Origin of the sequence: Paracoccus sp. MC1854, assembly GCF_014164635.1 — a bacterium.
Taxonomy (GTDB): Bacteria; Pseudomonadota; Alphaproteobacteria; order Rhodobacterales; family Rhodobacteraceae; genus Paracoccus.
Genome location: NZ_JACJFU010000011.1, coordinates 1 through 14,913 on the forward strand (window position 1 = coordinate 1; position 14,913 = coordinate 14,913).

Below are 14,913 nucleotides of genomic sequence, written 5' to 3' on the forward strand. Positions count from 1 at the left end.
CCCATCATTGTAGGATTTCCAGTTCGTCGTGCGGTAGCGGGTGGGTTCAGGCCTGGTCATGGCAGGCCCTTAACCCGCTGGACCACTCCAGTGAATCCTTCCGAGGGCAGAGTTCTGCAACAACGCCGTCCAGATGCTTCAACCAATGTCGATTGAACGCAGTCTTGGTGCCATGAGCCATCCGGATCGATTCTACCTCCCACATTCTGTCGACATAGCTGGGAAGGTCGAGCGCGTTCGAAATGGCGGCTGCGTCGTCGGACGTGTTGTAGAAAATGTTGCATCCGACTCCGACGGCGAAGAACTTCCCTCCGACTATAGCCGTCATAATGATGCTGAGGCGACCCGTCTTTGCATAATCGAGCATCATTCCCTTGGCCTGTGTATGGAACACCTTCCAACCGTCCCAGACCCAGTCATCGCGGCCGTTCCACTCTTCATGGCCGTATCCATTGAGCTTTGTGTAACCGCTCGACCCGATCCGCCCCGCAGGCCAGCGATAGCCATTGTCGTTCCAAACTACCGGCTTGAGGACCACCATTTTTCCTTGAGTCATCTATATCCTTCATTTCTCGACTTCTATGCTTCACGGCAGTTAATGCTGCCTTTATGACGTTTACAGTCTCACTAATCGAGTGACGGGGCATCCGTTAATCGTTGTGCGCCTGCTTCAGCAGCGCCTGCTTCTTGCCCGAAGCTTGGCTTCGTTTTCCATCACTATGGTGCCAACCGGAATGTTGCTGCGTTGCGCCTGGACGGTAGGTTCTGGGCGTCTTGCTAAGCAGAAATATGTTCGCTCTACCGGCGGCCAAGGGGCGATCAATGCGGTGGTCGTGGCCGCTATCCGGATGGAAAATCCTCCGTCCTCGGCAATCCGAGAGGGCAAGGGCGCAATGCTGGACGGCGCTTCACTTGGCGATAGACTGTCGCTTCAGCCTCCAAGGGTGAGCAGGACATGGATTTCATGGCACGGGCGACCGCCATTGTTGGCGGCGCAATGGTTGCGCTCCGGCGCTTCGGGGCAACCGGAACACAGGCCGTGGGCAACGCCCCCGCGATTCCCGAAGCCAGAAAACAGGGGATCATGACCTTGAAGATGCCCACCGCGAAGGGCTGGGCACCCGGACAGGTCCCTGAGGCCGCGCCGGGACTGAAGGTCAATGCCTTTGCCGCGAACCTCGACCATCCGCGTTGGATCGAGGTGCTGCCCAATGGTGACGTGCTGGTCGCCGAAGCCAAGGAGCAGCCCGGACCTCCGAAGACCCTGCTGGATCGTGCCGCTCAGGCGACCATGCGCCGGGCGGGCGCCATGGGCGCAAGCGCCAATCGCATTACGCTCTGGCGTGACGCGGATGGGGACGGCAAAGCAGAGCAGCGCGAGGTCTTCCTGGACGGCCAGAAACAGCCCTTTGGCATGGCGCTGGTCGAGGGCACCTTCTATGTCGGCAACACCGACGGGATCGACGCCTTTCCCTACGAGGAGGGAGCGACGCGGCTGACCGGCTTGGGACGCAGGCTGGTCACGTTCAAGCCGGGTGGGCACTGGACCCGCAGCCTGATCGTCTCTCCTGACAAGACACGGATCTATGCCGGCGTCGGATCGCTGAGCAATATCGGCGATCACGGCATGGAGGCAGAGGAGGGCCGCGCGGCCATTTGGGAGCTTGATCTTCGGACCGGGACGGCCCGCATCTTTGCCTCGGGTCTGCGCAATCCCGTGGGTCTGGCTTGGGAGCCGACCACCCAAACGCTGTGGACCGTCGTGAACGAGCGCGACGGCTTGGGTGACGAGACGCCGCCCGACTACCTGACCTCCGTCCAAGACGGGGGCTTTTACGGCTGGCCCTATGCCTATTGGGGTAGGATCGTGGATGATCGGGTCGAACAGGACCCCGGGATGGTATCTCGCGCGATCACGCCCGATTATGCGCTTGGCGGCCACACTGCCTCCCTAGGACTGTGCTGGATGCCCGAGGGGACGCTTCCCGGGTTTCCGGACGGCATGGTCATCGGCCAGCATGGATCCTGGAACCGCTCGACCCTCAGCGGATACAAGGTGATCTTCGTGCCCTTCGCAAACGGCAAACCGGCTGGGCCGCCGCGGGACATCCTGTGGGGCTTCCTGTCCGAGGACGAGAAGGTCTCGTTCGGACGCCCGGTCGGGGTGGCGATGGGCCCCGACCAGGCTTCCCTGCTGGTGGCGGATGACGTCGGTGACATCATTTGGCGGGTGACCGCAGCCTGACGGTCAAGGACCTTACACGTCGTTCGAGGGGGGTGTCGGCAGTTCGAGATTGCCCTCCTCCAAGCAGGGTACCTGCTGCAAGCATCCTGCGCGGTTGGTGAGGGGGGTGATCGATGGGCGTCAGCTTGGGATTTCGGCGAGGATCGTCTTCGCTCTCTTGTGCTATTGCCTACTGCCAAGTCGCACACACTTTGGGACAACAGGCCTCTGCAAAGCCCCGCTGCCCGCGCCGGCCTAGCGGTGCAAGCAGATGGGGAGTTGACCTTGACGCAACTGATTTGGGTACTTTGTGTTAAACACGGGCAAGGGAGGCCAGACCATGAGCGATACAGGCGTTCCTGCTCCCGAGCAGGAAGCCCGTGCCAGTTACGAGCGACTGCTGGCTGAGACCCGCAAGCTGGACGCCGAGGCCGACAGGCTCCTAGCTGGGGAACTACTCCTCGCGCGCCAGCGCGAGCCGACGGAGATCAGCCCCGTGATCTATAGCTTCAAGGCGGGCCTGAGCGCTGCTATCATCGCTGGCGCCCTGACTTATATCTTGTTTGGCGTGCTCCTCTAGGAGGCCAGGGACCGTGACCGAGCCCGTCACCAAAGAAATGCTGTTGGAAGCGCTGCTGGAACTCCACGAGGATCTGGACCGCCTATGCGACGAAATGCACGCTTTGGCGGCCGAGGTCCGCGCTATCAATCTGGAGATGGCCGCGTTTGCAGAGGCCCGAGCCCGCGTCTGGCGTGATGCGGACCGGCAGAACTGATTGAGACCTTACTGCCACGGGGCAGAATCCCTGGCCCTCAGAGCCAAGATGCCAAGGGTGTCGGCAACCAGAACAGCCAAGGCCATCTGCTCAACAGTCCCGCCCGCTTCCTCAGATCGGAACTGAAGGCTCCAAACCACCTAGTCCTCACAGGACCCGGAAGCTGCCGGGGAACGACCCGGAGCGCTTACGGCTGCCCGGGGGCCGTTTCCCCCGTGGCTTGGGCTGCCGAGAATAATAGACGTCGAGGGTCTGGATATGGTTTTTGCTGATCATGCCGCCTGCGGCTCCTTGAAGGGCCCCCTGCCGCAGTTCCTCGAAGATCTCGTGGAACAGATCCATCCTGACCTGCAGCGAGCCGGCGCCTCCGTTCAGGACCGGAGCAATCTCCGAGAAGAAACTGTCACACTGATCCTCGAAGCTGTAACTCAGCCCCAGCTTGCTTGCGGCCCAACTGCGCAGCGCCGCGTACTGGTAGTAGAGCGGGTTGCCTTGGGTTGGCTTGAAATACATCGGGGGGTAGGCAGGCGGGCCGTAGCCGCGGATGCGCCAGTTGTGCAGCGTGGCGGGCTTGACGTTCAGCAAGGCCGCGGCTTCGGTGGAGGACAGGAGCCACCAGGGCGGGATCAGCGGCCAGTAAGCTGGTTCCTTGAAGAGCTTGGCTGCGGGTTGTTCGTTCATATATTCCTCGGTTTTTTCAAAATGGATTGGGCGGCTGTTGACGGTGTAGGCAGTGTAGCCTTTTTCCTAACCTTTCCTGTCCTTTCCTCTCCAGGAAAGTCAGAAAAATACCTACACCGCCTACACCCTTGGCTTAATAGAAGCGCGCCTGCCGCAGCCGCAGATCACTCCAGGCGTTCCCGGACTTCAGCCGTTTTGCCTTGTAGTCTTTCTTCAGCATTTCCTGCCGGAACTGTGGCGCGCTGAGGTTTCGGATTCCACTAGATTCGCACCAGCTTCGGTAGCTCCTGTAAAGTTCCCGCGCGCCGACAGCTTCGCCCTCCACCCGCTCAGTCGCCTCCTCGAGAAACGAGCTCAGCATGTCCGAGGAGACCACAAAGGCCGACAAAGCAGCCTTGAGGTCCTGCGGCACCGCCAGACGGATATCTCGATACTCATGCAGGCCCTGCAACAGCCGGTTCAGGATTCCAGAGGCCTCCCCCTCCAGCTTGCGGCCGAGGGCGGGATCCCGACAGCCCTCGGGCACCACGCTGGAGAAGGGCAGCAGGATCAGGCGGCGGGCAAGAGCTGCGTCTCCCCCATCGATCACGGGCAAGGCGTTGGTCGTCATGACCAGCGAGAAACGCGGCCGGTACTCGAACTCGGTTCCGTAGAGCATCCGTGCCGTGATCACGTCCCTGCCGGTGAAGCGCTTCACGAGCGCTGCGTCGAGGATCTCTCCCGTGGCAAGCTCCGAGGTCACGGCAAGGTGGACGCCCTGCAGACGCGCGATGTCGGAGCGGATCCGATCACCCTTCTGCTTGATCAGGGTCGCCGGCTCGACGTTCGCGGTGTACGTCCCCAACAGATGGCTCACGGCATTGATCAGCGTCGACTTCCCGTTGGCGCCTACCCCGTGGAGGACAACAAACACCTGCTCCTGGGGGTCTCCCAGCAACGCGTACCCCAGGTAACGGAGCAGGAACTTCTGGTGTTCCGGCGGAAGCGCCATAGCCAGAACCGAGTCGAAGTTCGGGCATTCCGCCAAGGGGTCGTACTCGACATTGGCAACCTGGGTCAGCAGATATGCGGGATCGTGCGGCATCAACTCGCCGGTCGACAGGTCGAGCGTGCCGTTCCGCACGTTCAGCACACCAGATTGAGCGTCGAAGTCCGCTACGTCAGCTTGGAGGCGGGGGTCAGTCTTCAGCAGATCCATGACGGCATTGATCTTGGCATTAGAGAGATACGCCCGCGCTGCCTTGGTCCTGTCCGGATCGCCGCTGGCCTTCACCTTCTCAATAAGTGCTTCGAATTGGCACTTGATCTGCTCCTTGGCGCGTGTGCCGTTCACGTCCTGGACCCAGGAGCGCCCGTCGTAAACCTTCCAGCCCGTCTGGTCCACATAACGGCATGAATTCCAAATGGCTTCGGCCACGTCACGCGACTGCGGAAGATCATGCATCTCACTCTGGGCACCGCCGGGCTCGTACCGCGCCACGCTGCGTGCAACGGCCGCGACCTCATCGATGCTGACAGGATCCGGCCTGGTCGAGTTCACGCTTTGCAGGGTTTCGAAGATTTCCTCTTCGCTGAGTCCCTTGTGCCGGAGAAAGCCTGCCAAGCTCGTCAGGTCATTGTTGCGCTGTCCCTTGGACATGAATCGCCCATGTGAAGCGTTCGTGTTTGCAGGCCGCGGCAAGATCAGTTCCTGCACGAGCCAGTCGGGGGTTTTCGACAATTGAATGGTATCAGGCAGCGGGTGCCTCCAGGAATAAGGGCTTCCAGACATGTGACGTGACGGAGGCGCGACCACGAGGCCGCCTTCGGCGCGGATATCGATGTTCGGTGCCAGCGTGCCCGCGCTGCCGCGGATCTCGGCCTGAGGCGCCGCCAAGTAGATGTGGAGACCACCGCTTCCGGTGCGCACACGGAGACCGTCAGGCAGTTCTGCGTGCCTCTGCTCGAGCGCGGCAAGGCTTCCAAACCCGGTCTTGCCTTCACCGGCATCGACATCAATGACGATCAGCCCAGACACCTTGCCGGTGGCGATGCCGATGTTGGCATCCGGATAGGTGCGCCACCACCGTCGGATGGTCTCGGGATCGGTGGTTGCCGCGTGACAGCCGCCATTGATCAGCGGGTGCTTACCGGCAGAGCGGCATTCGGGCTTTCCGCAGGTGCAGCGGCCGCCGGAGATGCCGTGGAGCGGGAGGACCGCCCAGCCGTGGGCGGCGTAATCGAGGGCATGCTTGAGCATGGTCATTGCATCATTTCCTTGAAAGCATGGATGGGGTGGGTTTCGTTGCTCTCGAGCCAGGCTTCGACAGCCGTCCTGCGATACAGGACCGTGCGCCCGAGCTTGCATCGTGCAGGGCCGACCCGCTGCGCGTGCCAGCGACTGAGAGTGCGGGGTGAGACGCCCAGAAGGGCCGCCACGTCCGCGGGTTTCAGGTGGTTAGTACTATTCATGATTTACTCCTGTGATCGTCCCAGCGCCGTGCGGGACAACCAGAGGAATAGCGGCTTCGATGCGCTCTGTAACCGTCGATTTCGGGAAATAACTAGCCTTTACAAGTGGTTAGTTTTCAGTGTCAAGGCCGATTTCGGGAAACTGCCTTCGGCGGCGGAGGACGGAAGCTGGTTGTCGCATGGCGCACGGATCCCCCATCAGATTCGCGGCGTGGTTCGGTGCCGACCATGGCTCAGCAACTCGCCAGCGGCCCGATCAGGAGAGGTTCAGATCCGCCGGGAGTAAAGGAATGCCGCGGGCCGCGCAGCCGGTCACCTGGCGCACGGCGGAGGTCAGCTCAGGTTAGCCAAGGGGAGCGGTCGCAGGGCAGCAGCAGATAATCGGCGACGCCTCAAGCGGGACAAGCGTCTTATTCGCCAGCAGAGTGCGCTTCAGCGTCCTGTCCTTGATCTTTTGGGAAGGCGGTTCCCGACGCCCTGCTCAGCGGGAGCGATCCCAGCCCGGCAGATGGGGAGACGGGTTCGGTTGCCCGCCTCTTAAGCGGCCTCACGAGGTCGCGTCTGTCGCTCGTTGGCGGGCCTCTCTGCCTATGCCGATGATCTCTTGCCAGCCAGGCTGACGACATTGTCGTTGACCATTTGCAGCAGCCATGTCTCCCAAGCCTCCAAGGCCTCCCGCCGCTCTGCCTCGAAGCCGTGCCGGTCATAGACCGCCACGATCCCGCGCTTGGTGTGCCCGATGGTCAGTTCGGCAATGTCAGGGCGGACCTTGCAGGCAGACAGTCCGGTCCGCATGGTCCGCCGCAGATCGTGGGGCGTCCATCTCTCCCCTTCCCTCCCACGAGCGACAGCGCGATCCAGAGCGGCGACAGTTAGAGGCTTGCCCGGACGGGTCTCGAATACATAAACAGCCTCGGTCGTCCTGCGCCGCCTCGACAGTCGCTCGACCTCCATCCTAGCCGCGGCAAGAATTGCCAGCGCTGTTGCGGTCATATGGACAGTATGGGCGGTTTCGGTCTTGCCCCGGCGCTGGGCGGGGATGGTCCATACCTCGCCCTCGATCTCATCCCAGCGCATTGCGGCGACCTCTCCGGGTCGTTGCCCGGTCACGAGAATCATCTTCAGCGCCAATGCCGTCAGCTTGTGCAGGTTGCTGGACTCGATTCCTTTCCAGAACGCCCTAACCTCATCCTGGTCTAAGACTCGATCTCGGACAGTCGTCTTGAGAGGATCGCGCCTACCACTGACCTTGATTGCGGAGGGCTTGAGACCCGCAACAGGGTTAAGAGGAATGATGTTACGGTCAGTGGCATATTCCAAAAGCCGCTTGGCATAGAGCAGAAGCTGAGCTGCCGCTCGCGGAGCTTGCTCCGCCTTCTTTTCCACGACCTCGATCACATCGCGCCGTCCCACATCCGAGACCTTGAGGCGACCAAGAGCTGGAACAAGGTCGCTGAGGATGTAGCGCCGGATGTCCGTCTCGCTCTTGAGACCGCTTGCATGCTTCCTGAGCCATTCATCCGCCAGATCGGCGACTGTCGGCTCTGACCGTCGCCTGCGCTTCTCCTCCAAGGGATCTCGTCCCTGCCCGATGCCGCGCAACAGGGTATGGGCCTCCTTGCGGGCTGCATCGAGGCTCCACGTCGGCCACTCTCCGATGGTCTTGAGCCGCTGTCGTCCGTCAATGGTATAGCGCAGGACGAAGACCCGCGACCCTGCTGCCGTGACCTTAAGGGCAAATCCGCGCGGGGCGTCTCTGTGGTCATCAAAGATGAAGGTCTTCCCGGCGGCTGGAACCTCGATCTTCGGGATGCTGCTGGTTGCGAGCTTGGCCATGCTGGTCACCGGATTGGTCACTGAATGAATGCCTTCTGATGGCACCAGGTGTCCTATACCGTCAATTGGTTTTTCGGTACGCACTTCAGATGTAACAAGAAATGTCCGGTCTTGTCAGGTAACCAGCGTCGAGGCGGGGAGATCTGAACTGCCTTTTAATCAGTGGGTCACAGGTTCGAATCCTGTTGGGCTCACCACTGAACTTTCTGAAATCGTTGGAAATAATCGGCTCGCCTTAAGGTGGCCTGTCCGACGTCCGAGAGCGTCCGAATTTGGACGTCGGACGCGGGGTCCCGCGGACCGCCTTGATTTTCGAATCCTGTTGGGCTCACCACTGAAATCCCCTGCGACATCGACGTGCGCCAGCCTTCCGGCACCATCCGGGGCGGCTTGCGCTTTTGTGAGTCCGTTTGTCCGGGACAGGTGATTGACGCCCCGGAACTGTCCCTGTAGCTCGGCGTCAAAGCAGTTTCTGGCAGGCTGAGGCCGTTTTCCGACCTTGCGGATACGCAAGGGGCGGGCATAGTCCGGCCCGGAGGTGCGCATCGTGCCTGCCCGGTGGCATCCCCGCGATGGCCTTCGGAAAGCGCTTGCGGCGGGACCGTTTCCCTGCGCCGCGCCCAGAACCCGGCCCGCGAGGTCGATCAAATCGCGCGGCGCTGCAAGCCGCAACCGGACGAAGAAAGGCAAGCCGCCGACGAATGCTCGCCCAGAACCTCCTTCTCCTGCTTGCGGTGCTGCCCTTCGCGGGCGCGATCCTGGCCGTCACCATGCCCGTCACCGCCCGCAACGCCGAGGTGATGCTGGCGGGCGGCGTGATGATCGCGGGGCTGCTGGCGCTGTTCGCGGTCATGGGGGATGTGGCCGATGCGCAGGCTGTGGCCCGCAGCATCGAATGGGCGCCCTCGCTGGGGCTTGACCTGACGCTGCGGCTGGACGGCTTTTCCTGGCTGATGCTGCTTCTGGTCTACGGCATCGGGCTGCTGGTCGTCATCTACGCCCGCTACTACCTGTCGCCCTCGGACCCGGTGCCGCGGTTCTACGGCTTCCTGCTGGCTTTCGCGGGGTCGATGGTGGGGATGCTGATTTCCGGCAACATCATCCTGATGGTGGTGTTCTGGGAACTGACCAGCCTCTTTTCCTTCCTGCTGATCGGCTACTGGAACCACAATGCCGCCGCCCGCGACGGGGCGAGGACGGCGCTGATCGTGACCGGCGGGGGCGGCCTCTGCCTGCTGATGGCGATGATCCTGCTGGGTCATGCCGCCGGCAGCTACCACCTGGACGACGTGCTGGCCGCGGGCGACCGGGTGCGCGAGCATCCCTGGTATCTGTGGATCTTGGGGCTGTTCCTGATCGGGGCCTTCACCAAGTCGGCGCAGTTTCCGTTCCATTTCTGGCTTCCGAACGCGATGGCGGCGCCGACGCCGGTTTCGGCCTATCTGCATTCCGCGACAATGGTGAAGGCGGGGGTGTTCATCCTTGTCCGCTTCTCGCCCGTGCTGGGCGGCACCGATGCCTGGTTCTGGATCGTCGCGGGCACCGGGATGCTGACCTTGCTGCTGGGCGCGGTGATCGCACTGTGGCGCAACGACCTGAAGGGGCTGCTGGCCTATTCGACGATCAGTCACCTCGGGCTGATCACCGCGCTGTGCGGCATGGGCAGCGGCGGCGCGATCGTGGCCGCGATCTTCCACATCATGAACCACGCGGTCTTCAAGGCCTCGCTGTTCATGGCCGCGGGCATCATCGACCACGAGACCGGCACCCGCGACATGCGCCGCCTCAGCGGGCTGCGCCATTCGATGCCGCGCACCGCGGCGCTGGCCATCGTCGCCGCCGCCGCGATGGGGGGCGTGCCGCTGCTGAACGGCTTTCTGTCGAAGGAGATGTTCTTCGCCGAGGCCGCCGACTGGCACAACGGCACATGGCTGGACGCGGCCCTGCCCTATATCGCCACCATCGCCAGCACCTTCAGCGTGGCCTATTCGCTGCGCTTCATCGTCACCGTCTTCTTCGGTCCCCCAGCCACCGACCTGCCGAAGGAACCGCACGAGCCGCCGGCCTGGATGCGCCGCCCGGTCGAGTTCCTGGTCGCCATCGTCCTGCTGGTGGGCCTGTGGCCCGCAGCCCTGATCGGCGGTCCGCTGCACGCGGGCGTGCTGGCGGTGCTGGGCGAGAACGCGCCCTATTACAGCCTGTCACTGTGGCACGGCTTCAACGTCGCCCTGACAATGAGCATCGTTGCCCTGGTGGCGGGCACGATCCTGTATTTCCTGATGGCGCGGCGTCTGTCCGAGGCGAACGAGGCCCCGGCCTTCCTGTCGCTGGTCCGCGGCCAGCAGGTCTTCGACCGCCTGATGCTGGTGCTGACCCGCAAGTGGCCCGCCTGGGCCTATCGCCGGGTCGGCAGCCCGCGCCTGCAGGTGCAGTTGCGGCTGCTGGTGCTGCTCAGCCTCGGGGCGACGGCGGCGACGCTGTGGGGCGCTGCGCGGCTGGTGCCCGAAGGATTGCTGCAGAACTTCGACGCGACCTTCGCGCTGCTGTGGATGGGGGGGATCGCCTGTGCCATCGGGGCGGCGATCCAGGCCAAGTATCACCGCTTTGCCGCGCTGGCGCTGCTGGGCGGTGCCGGGCTGGTGACGGCCGTGACCTTTGCCTGGTTCTCGGCCCCCGATCTCGCGGTGACGCAGATCCTGGTCGAGATCATGACAACCGTGCTGCTGCTGCTGGGGCTGCGCTGGCTGCCCAAGCGCATGAAGCTGATCGAGGGCGACGACCGCTTCACCGCCCGCAGGCGGCGGGGCATCGACTTCGTGGTGGCGACCGTCTGCGGCGCGGGCGTCGCGGCCATCGCCTTTGCGGTGATGACCACGCCCGCCGGGCTGACCATCGGCGACTGGTTCCGCCGCAATTCCTATGCCGAGGGTGGCGGGACGAACGCCGTCAACGTGATCCTGGTGGACTTCCGCGCCTTTGACACCCTGGGCGAGATCACCGTGCTGGGGATCGTGGCGCTGACCTGCTACGCGCTGCTGCGCCGTTTCCGCCCGGCGCCGGAAAGCGTGGCGCTGCCCTCGCAGCAGACCTTCAACGAACTGCCCCCCCTCGACCCCGAGCGCGAGCGCGAGGCGGAACGCGAGCCCACGCGGCACGACGTGATGATGATGATCCCCTCGGTCATCATGCAGTGGATGTTCCCACTGACCGTGGCGCTGTCGATGTATCTGTTCCTGCGCGGCCATGACCTGCCGGGCGGCGGCTTTGCGGGCGGCGTCGCCTTCGCCATCGGGCTGCTGCTGCAATACCTGGCAAGGGACGTGCGCTGGGTGGAAAGCCGCATCACCATCCTGCCGGTGCGCTGGATCGGGCTGGGGCTGGTGATCGCGGTGGCGACCGGCATGGGCTCGTTCCTGTTCGGCTATCCGTTCCTGACGGCCCATGCCCAGTATGTCACCTTGCCGGTGATCGGACAGGTGCCGGCGGCGACGGCGCTGATCTTCGACCTCGGCGTCTTCGCCACGGTAGTGGGGGCGGCCGTGCTGATCCAGATCGCCATCGCCCACCAGTCGCTGCGCTCGTCCCGCCTGCGGGCGCGCGAGACCGCAGCCGACGCCGACCCGAAGGAGGAGCAGGAAAACCGCCACGAGGAACAGGAACAACAGCGGGAGGGCGTGTGATGGAACTGACCTTGTCCCTTGGCATCGGCGTGCTGGTAGCATCCGGCGTCTGGCTGACCCTGCGGCCGCGCACCTTCCAGGTCATCGTCGGCCTCTGCCTGCTGTCCTATGGCGTCAACCTGTTCATCTTCGCCATGGGCCGGCTGGTCACGGGGGCTGCCCCGATCATGCCCAAGGGGGGCTTCGTCAACCCCGACGCCTATGCCGATCCGGTGCCGCAGGCCCTGGTGCTGACCGCCATCGTCATCAGCTTCGCCACCACCGCCCTGTTCCTTGTCGTCATCATGGCCTCGCGCGGCTTGACCGGCACCGACCACGTCGACGGGAAGGAGCGCGGCCAGTGATCTCTCCGGCCCATATCGTCGTCCTGCCGATCCTGATCCCGCTGCTCGCGGGGGGGATCATGCTGATGTATGACGAACGCCAGCGGCGGCTGAAGCTGGGGATCGGCATCCTGTCCTGCGTGCTGCAGCTGGCCGTCGCCATCGCGCTGGTGGACCGCGCCGGCGGCTCGGCCGACATGGGGCGCAACATGGTCACCCTGTATCTGCTGGGCGACTGGCCCTCGCCCTTCGGCATCGTGCTGGTGCTGGACCGGCTGGCGGCGGTCATGCTGTTGCTCGGCTCCATCATCGCCCTGCCGGCGCTGCTTTATGCGGGCGCGGGATGGCACCGGAACGGGCAGCATTTCTCGCCCCTGTTCCAGTTCCTGCTGATGGGGGTCAACGGGTCGTTCCTGACCGGCGACCTGTTCAACCTGTTCGTCTTCTTCGAGGTGATGCTGGCGGCCTCCTACGGGCTGCTGCTTCACGGCACGGGCCGCGTCCGGGTGGCGGCGGGGCTGCATTACATCGCCGTCAACCTCGTCGCGGCGATGCTGTTCCTGCTGGGCGTCTCGCTGATCTACGGGGCCACAGGCACGCTGAACATGGCCGACCTTGCGTCCCGCATCCCGCGGCTGTCCGAGGCCGACCGACCCATGGTCCATGCGGCGGCGGCGCTGCTGTCGGGTGCCTTCCTTGTCAAGGCGGCGATGTGGCCGCTGTGCTTCTGGCTGCCCAATGCCTACGGCGCGGCCTCGCCCCCGGTCGCGGCGGTCTTCTCGCTGCTGACAAAGGTGGGGGCCTATGTGGTGATCCGCCTCGGCCTGCTGCTCTTCGGCGCGGGGGCAGGCGAATCTGCGGGCTTCGGCGCCAACGTGCTGGCGGCGGGCGGCATGGCCACCATGATCTTCGGCGCGCTGGGGGTGCTGCAGGCGCAGGATCTGGGCAGGATGACCGGCAACCTGGTGCTGGTGTCCTCGGGGACGCTGCTGGCGGTCGTCGGGCTGGCGCAGATCTACGACGACGCGCCGATGCTGACGGCGGCGCTTTACTACATGATCGCCTCGACCATCGCCATCGCAGCGCTGTTCCTGCTGGCGGAACCCATCGGCCGCAAGGAAGGCGGCATCGCCGGGCTTCTGGCGATTACCGCCGAGGCCTATGCCGACCCCGAGGAAGAGATCGACGAGCCCACCGACGAGGGCCGGGCCATCCCCGGCGCAACCGCGCTGCTGGGCGTGGCCTTCCTGGCCTGCGTGCTGGTGGTGGCGGGGCTGCCGCCGCTGGCGGGGTTCCTCGGCAAGTTCGGGATGCTGTCGGGCGCGGTCGAGCGCGCCAAGGTCCTGCCCGGCATGTGGGGCCACTGGGCCTTCGTGGTGCTGCTGATCGTGACGGGCTTCTGCGCGCTGGTGGCGATGGTCCGCTGGGGCATCCAGAGCCTCTGGGCCAACACCGAGGAACCGCCGCTGCCGATGCTTGAGATCGTGCCGATCCTGATGCTGGTGGCAACGGTCGTGCTTCTGTCGATCCGGGCGGAACCGGCATTGCGCTATCTCGACCGCACCGCCGACGCGCTGACCCAGAACCAAGTCTATATCGGGGGGGTGCTGACCGCACCGCCGGTGGGGTCTGACGATCCATGACCCTGTTCCCCCATCCCATCGTCACCGTCGTCCTGACCATCCTGTGGATGGTGCTGACCAGCTTCACCCCGGGACAGTTTGTGCTGGGCGTGATCGCGGGCATCCTCGGCGGGCTCGCCTATCGCCGCCTCACGCCCGAGCGGATCATGGTCCGCCGGCCCCGCCAGATCATCCGGCTGTTCTTCCGCGTGGGCGGCGACATCATCCGCTCGAACATCGCGGTGGCGGGGCTGATCCTGACGCAGGGCCGTGGCGGCCGGCGCCGCGCCGGCTTTGTCCCCATCCCGCTGGACATGACCAGCCCGAACGGGCTTGCGGTGCTGGCAATCATCGTGACCGCGACGCCCGGCACCGCCTGGATCGAATACGAACCGCGCAAGGGCCTGCTGCTGCTGCATGTCTTCGACCTTCTGGACGAGGATGACTGGGTCCATACCATCAAGTCCCGCTACGAGTCCCTGCTGATGGAGATCTTCGAATGAGCGCAACGATCCTGTCCGTCGTCCTCACCTTTTCCCAGGTCTGCCTGGTGATCTCGGTGGTGCTTTCGGTGCTGCGGGCGCTGCGCGGCCCGCGGGCGCAGGACCGGGTGCTGGGGCTGGACACCATGTACATGTGCGCCATGCTGCTGCTGGTCGTCACCGGGATGCAGCAGGGCACCATCTACCAGTTCGAGGCGGCGCTGGTCATCGGCACCCTGGGCTTCGTCGCCACCGCCGCCATGGCCAAGTTCCTGATGCGGGGCGAGGTGATCGAATGAGCCATCTGGACCAGATTCCCCCCGTCATCGCCATCCTGATCGCAGGCTTCGTCCTTCTGGGTTCGGTCCTGACGCTTCTGGGCACCATCGGGCTGATCCGGCTGGGCAGCTTCTACGAACGGCTGCACGCCCCAACCCTGGGGACAAGCTGGGGCGCGGCGGGCATCCTGATCGGCTCGATGCTGATGTTTTCCACCCTGGGCTCGCGCTGGGTGATCCACGAGATCTTCCTGGGCTGCCTCATCATGCTGACAATGCCGGTGACGCTGATGGTGCTGGGCCGCGCCGCGCTGCACCGCGACCGCGCCGAAGGGCGCCCCCCCCGCGGCACCGAAGGCCGGCAGGAGCCGCTGAAGTAGAAACGCCGTCCGGCGCAAGAGCGGCGGGATGAGCAGTGGCCCCGCAACCGCGCAGGCTCATGCCGCCCTTCTTTCCCCGGACGCGGCCGGAAAGCGGCAGGCGCTGCCAGCCGCAGATGACCTCGTGCCCGGTATGCCGGCTTCCCCACGCGCCGCGGCCACCTGAGCGGAAGACGGTCG

At 64.3% G+C, this 14,913-nt stretch carries 14 protein-coding genes; 9 read left to right on the top strand and 5 right to left on the bottom strand.

The window, feature by feature from the left end; all coding sequences use genetic code 11:
• Positions 1-46 precede the first annotated feature (46 nt).
• Entirely contained in the window at positions 47-556 is a 510-nt protein-coding gene (locus H5395_RS10710; RefSeq protein ID WP_182792573.1) for a hypothetical protein, read from the bottom strand.
• Positions 557-955: 399 nt separating this feature from the next.
• Here H5395_RS10710 and H5395_RS10715 point away from each other — a divergent pair, with 399 nt between their 5' ends.
• The 3 genes from H5395_RS10715 to H5395_RS10725 all read left to right on the top strand — a co-directional run bounded on the left by H5395_RS10715 (position 956) and on the right by H5395_RS10725 (position 3,000).
• A complete protein-coding gene (locus H5395_RS10715; RefSeq protein WP_182792574.1) occupies positions 956-2,245 on the top strand; it encodes a sorbosone dehydrogenase family protein in 1,290 nt (429 codons plus the stop codon).
• Between the two features lie 319 nt (positions 2,246-2,564).
• Complete coding sequence (locus H5395_RS10720) at positions 2,565-2,804, top strand: hypothetical protein (protein ID WP_182792575.1); 240 nt, start codon at positions 2,565-2,567, stop codon at positions 2,802-2,804.
• A gap of 13 nt (positions 2,805-2,817) precedes the next feature.
• On the top strand, positions 2,818-3,000 hold the full coding sequence (locus H5395_RS10725) for a hypothetical protein (RefSeq protein ID WP_182792576.1): 183 nt from the start codon (positions 2,818-2,820) through the stop codon (positions 2,998-3,000).
• Between the two features lie 147 nt (positions 3,001-3,147).
• On the opposite strand, the gene H5395_RS10730 is transcribed toward H5395_RS10725, so the two are convergent.
• From H5395_RS10730 to H5395_RS10745, 4 genes are all read right to left on the bottom strand, one after another.
• Positions 3,148-3,681, bottom strand: a complete 534-nt coding sequence (locus tag H5395_RS10730; RefSeq protein ID WP_182792577.1) for a helix-turn-helix domain-containing protein — start codon at positions 3,679-3,681, stop codon at positions 3,148-3,150.
• A 133-nt stretch (positions 3,682-3,814) separates the two neighbouring features.
• The gene (locus H5395_RS10735) at positions 3,815-5,926 is read right to left on the bottom strand and encodes a phage/plasmid primase, P4 family (protein ID WP_182792578.1); all 2,112 of its coding nucleotides are present in this window, start codon (positions 5,924-5,926) and stop codon (positions 3,815-3,817) included.
• On the bottom strand, positions 5,923-6,132 hold the full coding sequence (locus tag H5395_RS10740) for a helix-turn-helix domain-containing protein (RefSeq protein WP_182792579.1): 210 nt from the start codon (positions 6,130-6,132) through the stop codon (positions 5,923-5,925). The genes H5395_RS10735 and H5395_RS10740 overlap by 4 nt, the downstream gene beginning before the upstream one ends.
• Before the next feature lie 588 nt (positions 6,133-6,720).
• Positions 6,721-7,989 (bottom strand): tyrosine-type recombinase/integrase, encoded by a 1,269-nt coding sequence (locus H5395_RS10745; protein ID WP_370576440.1) that lies wholly within the window; start codon positions 7,987-7,989, stop codon positions 6,721-6,723.
• A 680-nt stretch (positions 7,990-8,669) separates the two neighbouring features.
• Between H5395_RS10745 and H5395_RS10750 the strand changes: the two genes are divergently transcribed.
• The 6 genes from H5395_RS10750 to mnhG are packed head-to-tail and all read left to right on the top strand — an operon-like array spanning position 8,670 to position 14,733.
• Entirely contained in the window at positions 8,670-11,648 is a 2,979-nt protein-coding gene (locus tag H5395_RS10750) for a monovalent cation/H+ antiporter subunit A (RefSeq protein WP_182792580.1), read from the top strand.
• Positions 11,648-11,992 (top strand): Na+/H+ antiporter subunit C, encoded by a 345-nt coding sequence (locus H5395_RS10755; RefSeq protein ID WP_182792581.1) that lies wholly within the window; start codon positions 11,648-11,650, stop codon positions 11,990-11,992. Before H5395_RS10750 ends, H5395_RS10755 begins: the two co-directional genes overlap by 1 nt.
• Positions 11,989-13,614 carry a monovalent cation/H+ antiporter subunit D gene (locus H5395_RS10760; RefSeq protein WP_370576441.1) on the top strand — a complete coding sequence of 542 codons (1,626 nt, stop codon included), beginning with the start codon at positions 11,989-11,991 and terminating at the stop codon, positions 13,612-13,614. The genes H5395_RS10755 and H5395_RS10760 overlap by 4 nt, the downstream gene beginning before the upstream one ends.
• Entirely contained in the window at positions 13,611-14,096 is a 486-nt protein-coding gene (locus H5395_RS10765) for a Na+/H+ antiporter subunit E (RefSeq protein ID WP_182792582.1), read from the top strand. Before H5395_RS10760 ends, H5395_RS10765 begins: the two co-directional genes overlap by 4 nt.
• The gene (locus H5395_RS10770) at positions 14,093-14,374 is read left to right on the top strand and encodes a K+/H+ antiporter subunit F (RefSeq protein ID WP_182792583.1); all 282 of its coding nucleotides are present in this window, start codon (positions 14,093-14,095) and stop codon (positions 14,372-14,374) included. The genes H5395_RS10765 and H5395_RS10770 overlap by 4 nt, the downstream gene beginning before the upstream one ends.
• A complete protein-coding gene (mnhG, locus tag H5395_RS10775) occupies positions 14,371-14,733 on the top strand; it encodes a monovalent cation/H(+) antiporter subunit G (protein WP_182792584.1) in 363 nt (120 codons plus the stop codon). The genes H5395_RS10770 and mnhG overlap by 4 nt, the downstream gene beginning before the upstream one ends.
• The last annotated feature ends 180 nt before the right edge of the window (positions 14,734-14,913 follow it).

Coding starts and splice junctions, on each gene's coding strand:
- H5395_RS10765 (WP_182792582.1), top strand. CDS start 13,611: ATGACCCTGTTCCCCCATCCCATCGTCACCGTCGTCCTGACCATCCTG.
- H5395_RS10740 (WP_182792579.1), bottom strand. CDS start 6,132: ATGAATAGTACTAACCACCTGAAACCCGCGGACGTGGCGGCCCTTCTG.
- H5395_RS10735 (WP_182792578.1), bottom strand. CDS start 5,926: ATGACCATGCTCAAGCATGCCCTCGATTACGCCGCCCACGGCTGGGCG.
- H5395_RS10720 (WP_182792575.1), top strand. CDS start 2,565: ATGAGCGATACAGGCGTTCCTGCTCCCGAGCAGGAAGCCCGTGCCAGT.
- mnhG (WP_182792584.1), top strand. CDS start 14,371: ATGAGCCATCTGGACCAGATTCCCCCCGTCATCGCCATCCTGATCGCA.
- H5395_RS10755 (WP_182792581.1), top strand. CDS start 11,648: ATGGAACTGACCTTGTCCCTTGGCATCGGCGTGCTGGTAGCATCCGGC.
- H5395_RS10710 (WP_182792573.1), bottom strand. CDS start 556: ATGACTCAAGGAAAAATGGTGGTCCTCAAGCCGGTAGTTTGGAACGAC.
- H5395_RS10730 (WP_182792577.1), bottom strand. CDS start 3,681: ATGAACGAACAACCCGCAGCCAAGCTCTTCAAGGAACCAGCTTACTGG.
- H5395_RS10750 (WP_182792580.1), top strand. CDS start 8,670: ATGCTCGCCCAGAACCTCCTTCTCCTGCTTGCGGTGCTGCCCTTCGCG.
- H5395_RS10770 (WP_182792583.1), top strand. CDS start 14,093: ATGAGCGCAACGATCCTGTCCGTCGTCCTCACCTTTTCCCAGGTCTGC.
- H5395_RS10715 (WP_182792574.1), top strand. CDS start 956: ATGGATTTCATGGCACGGGCGACCGCCATTGTTGGCGGCGCAATGGTT.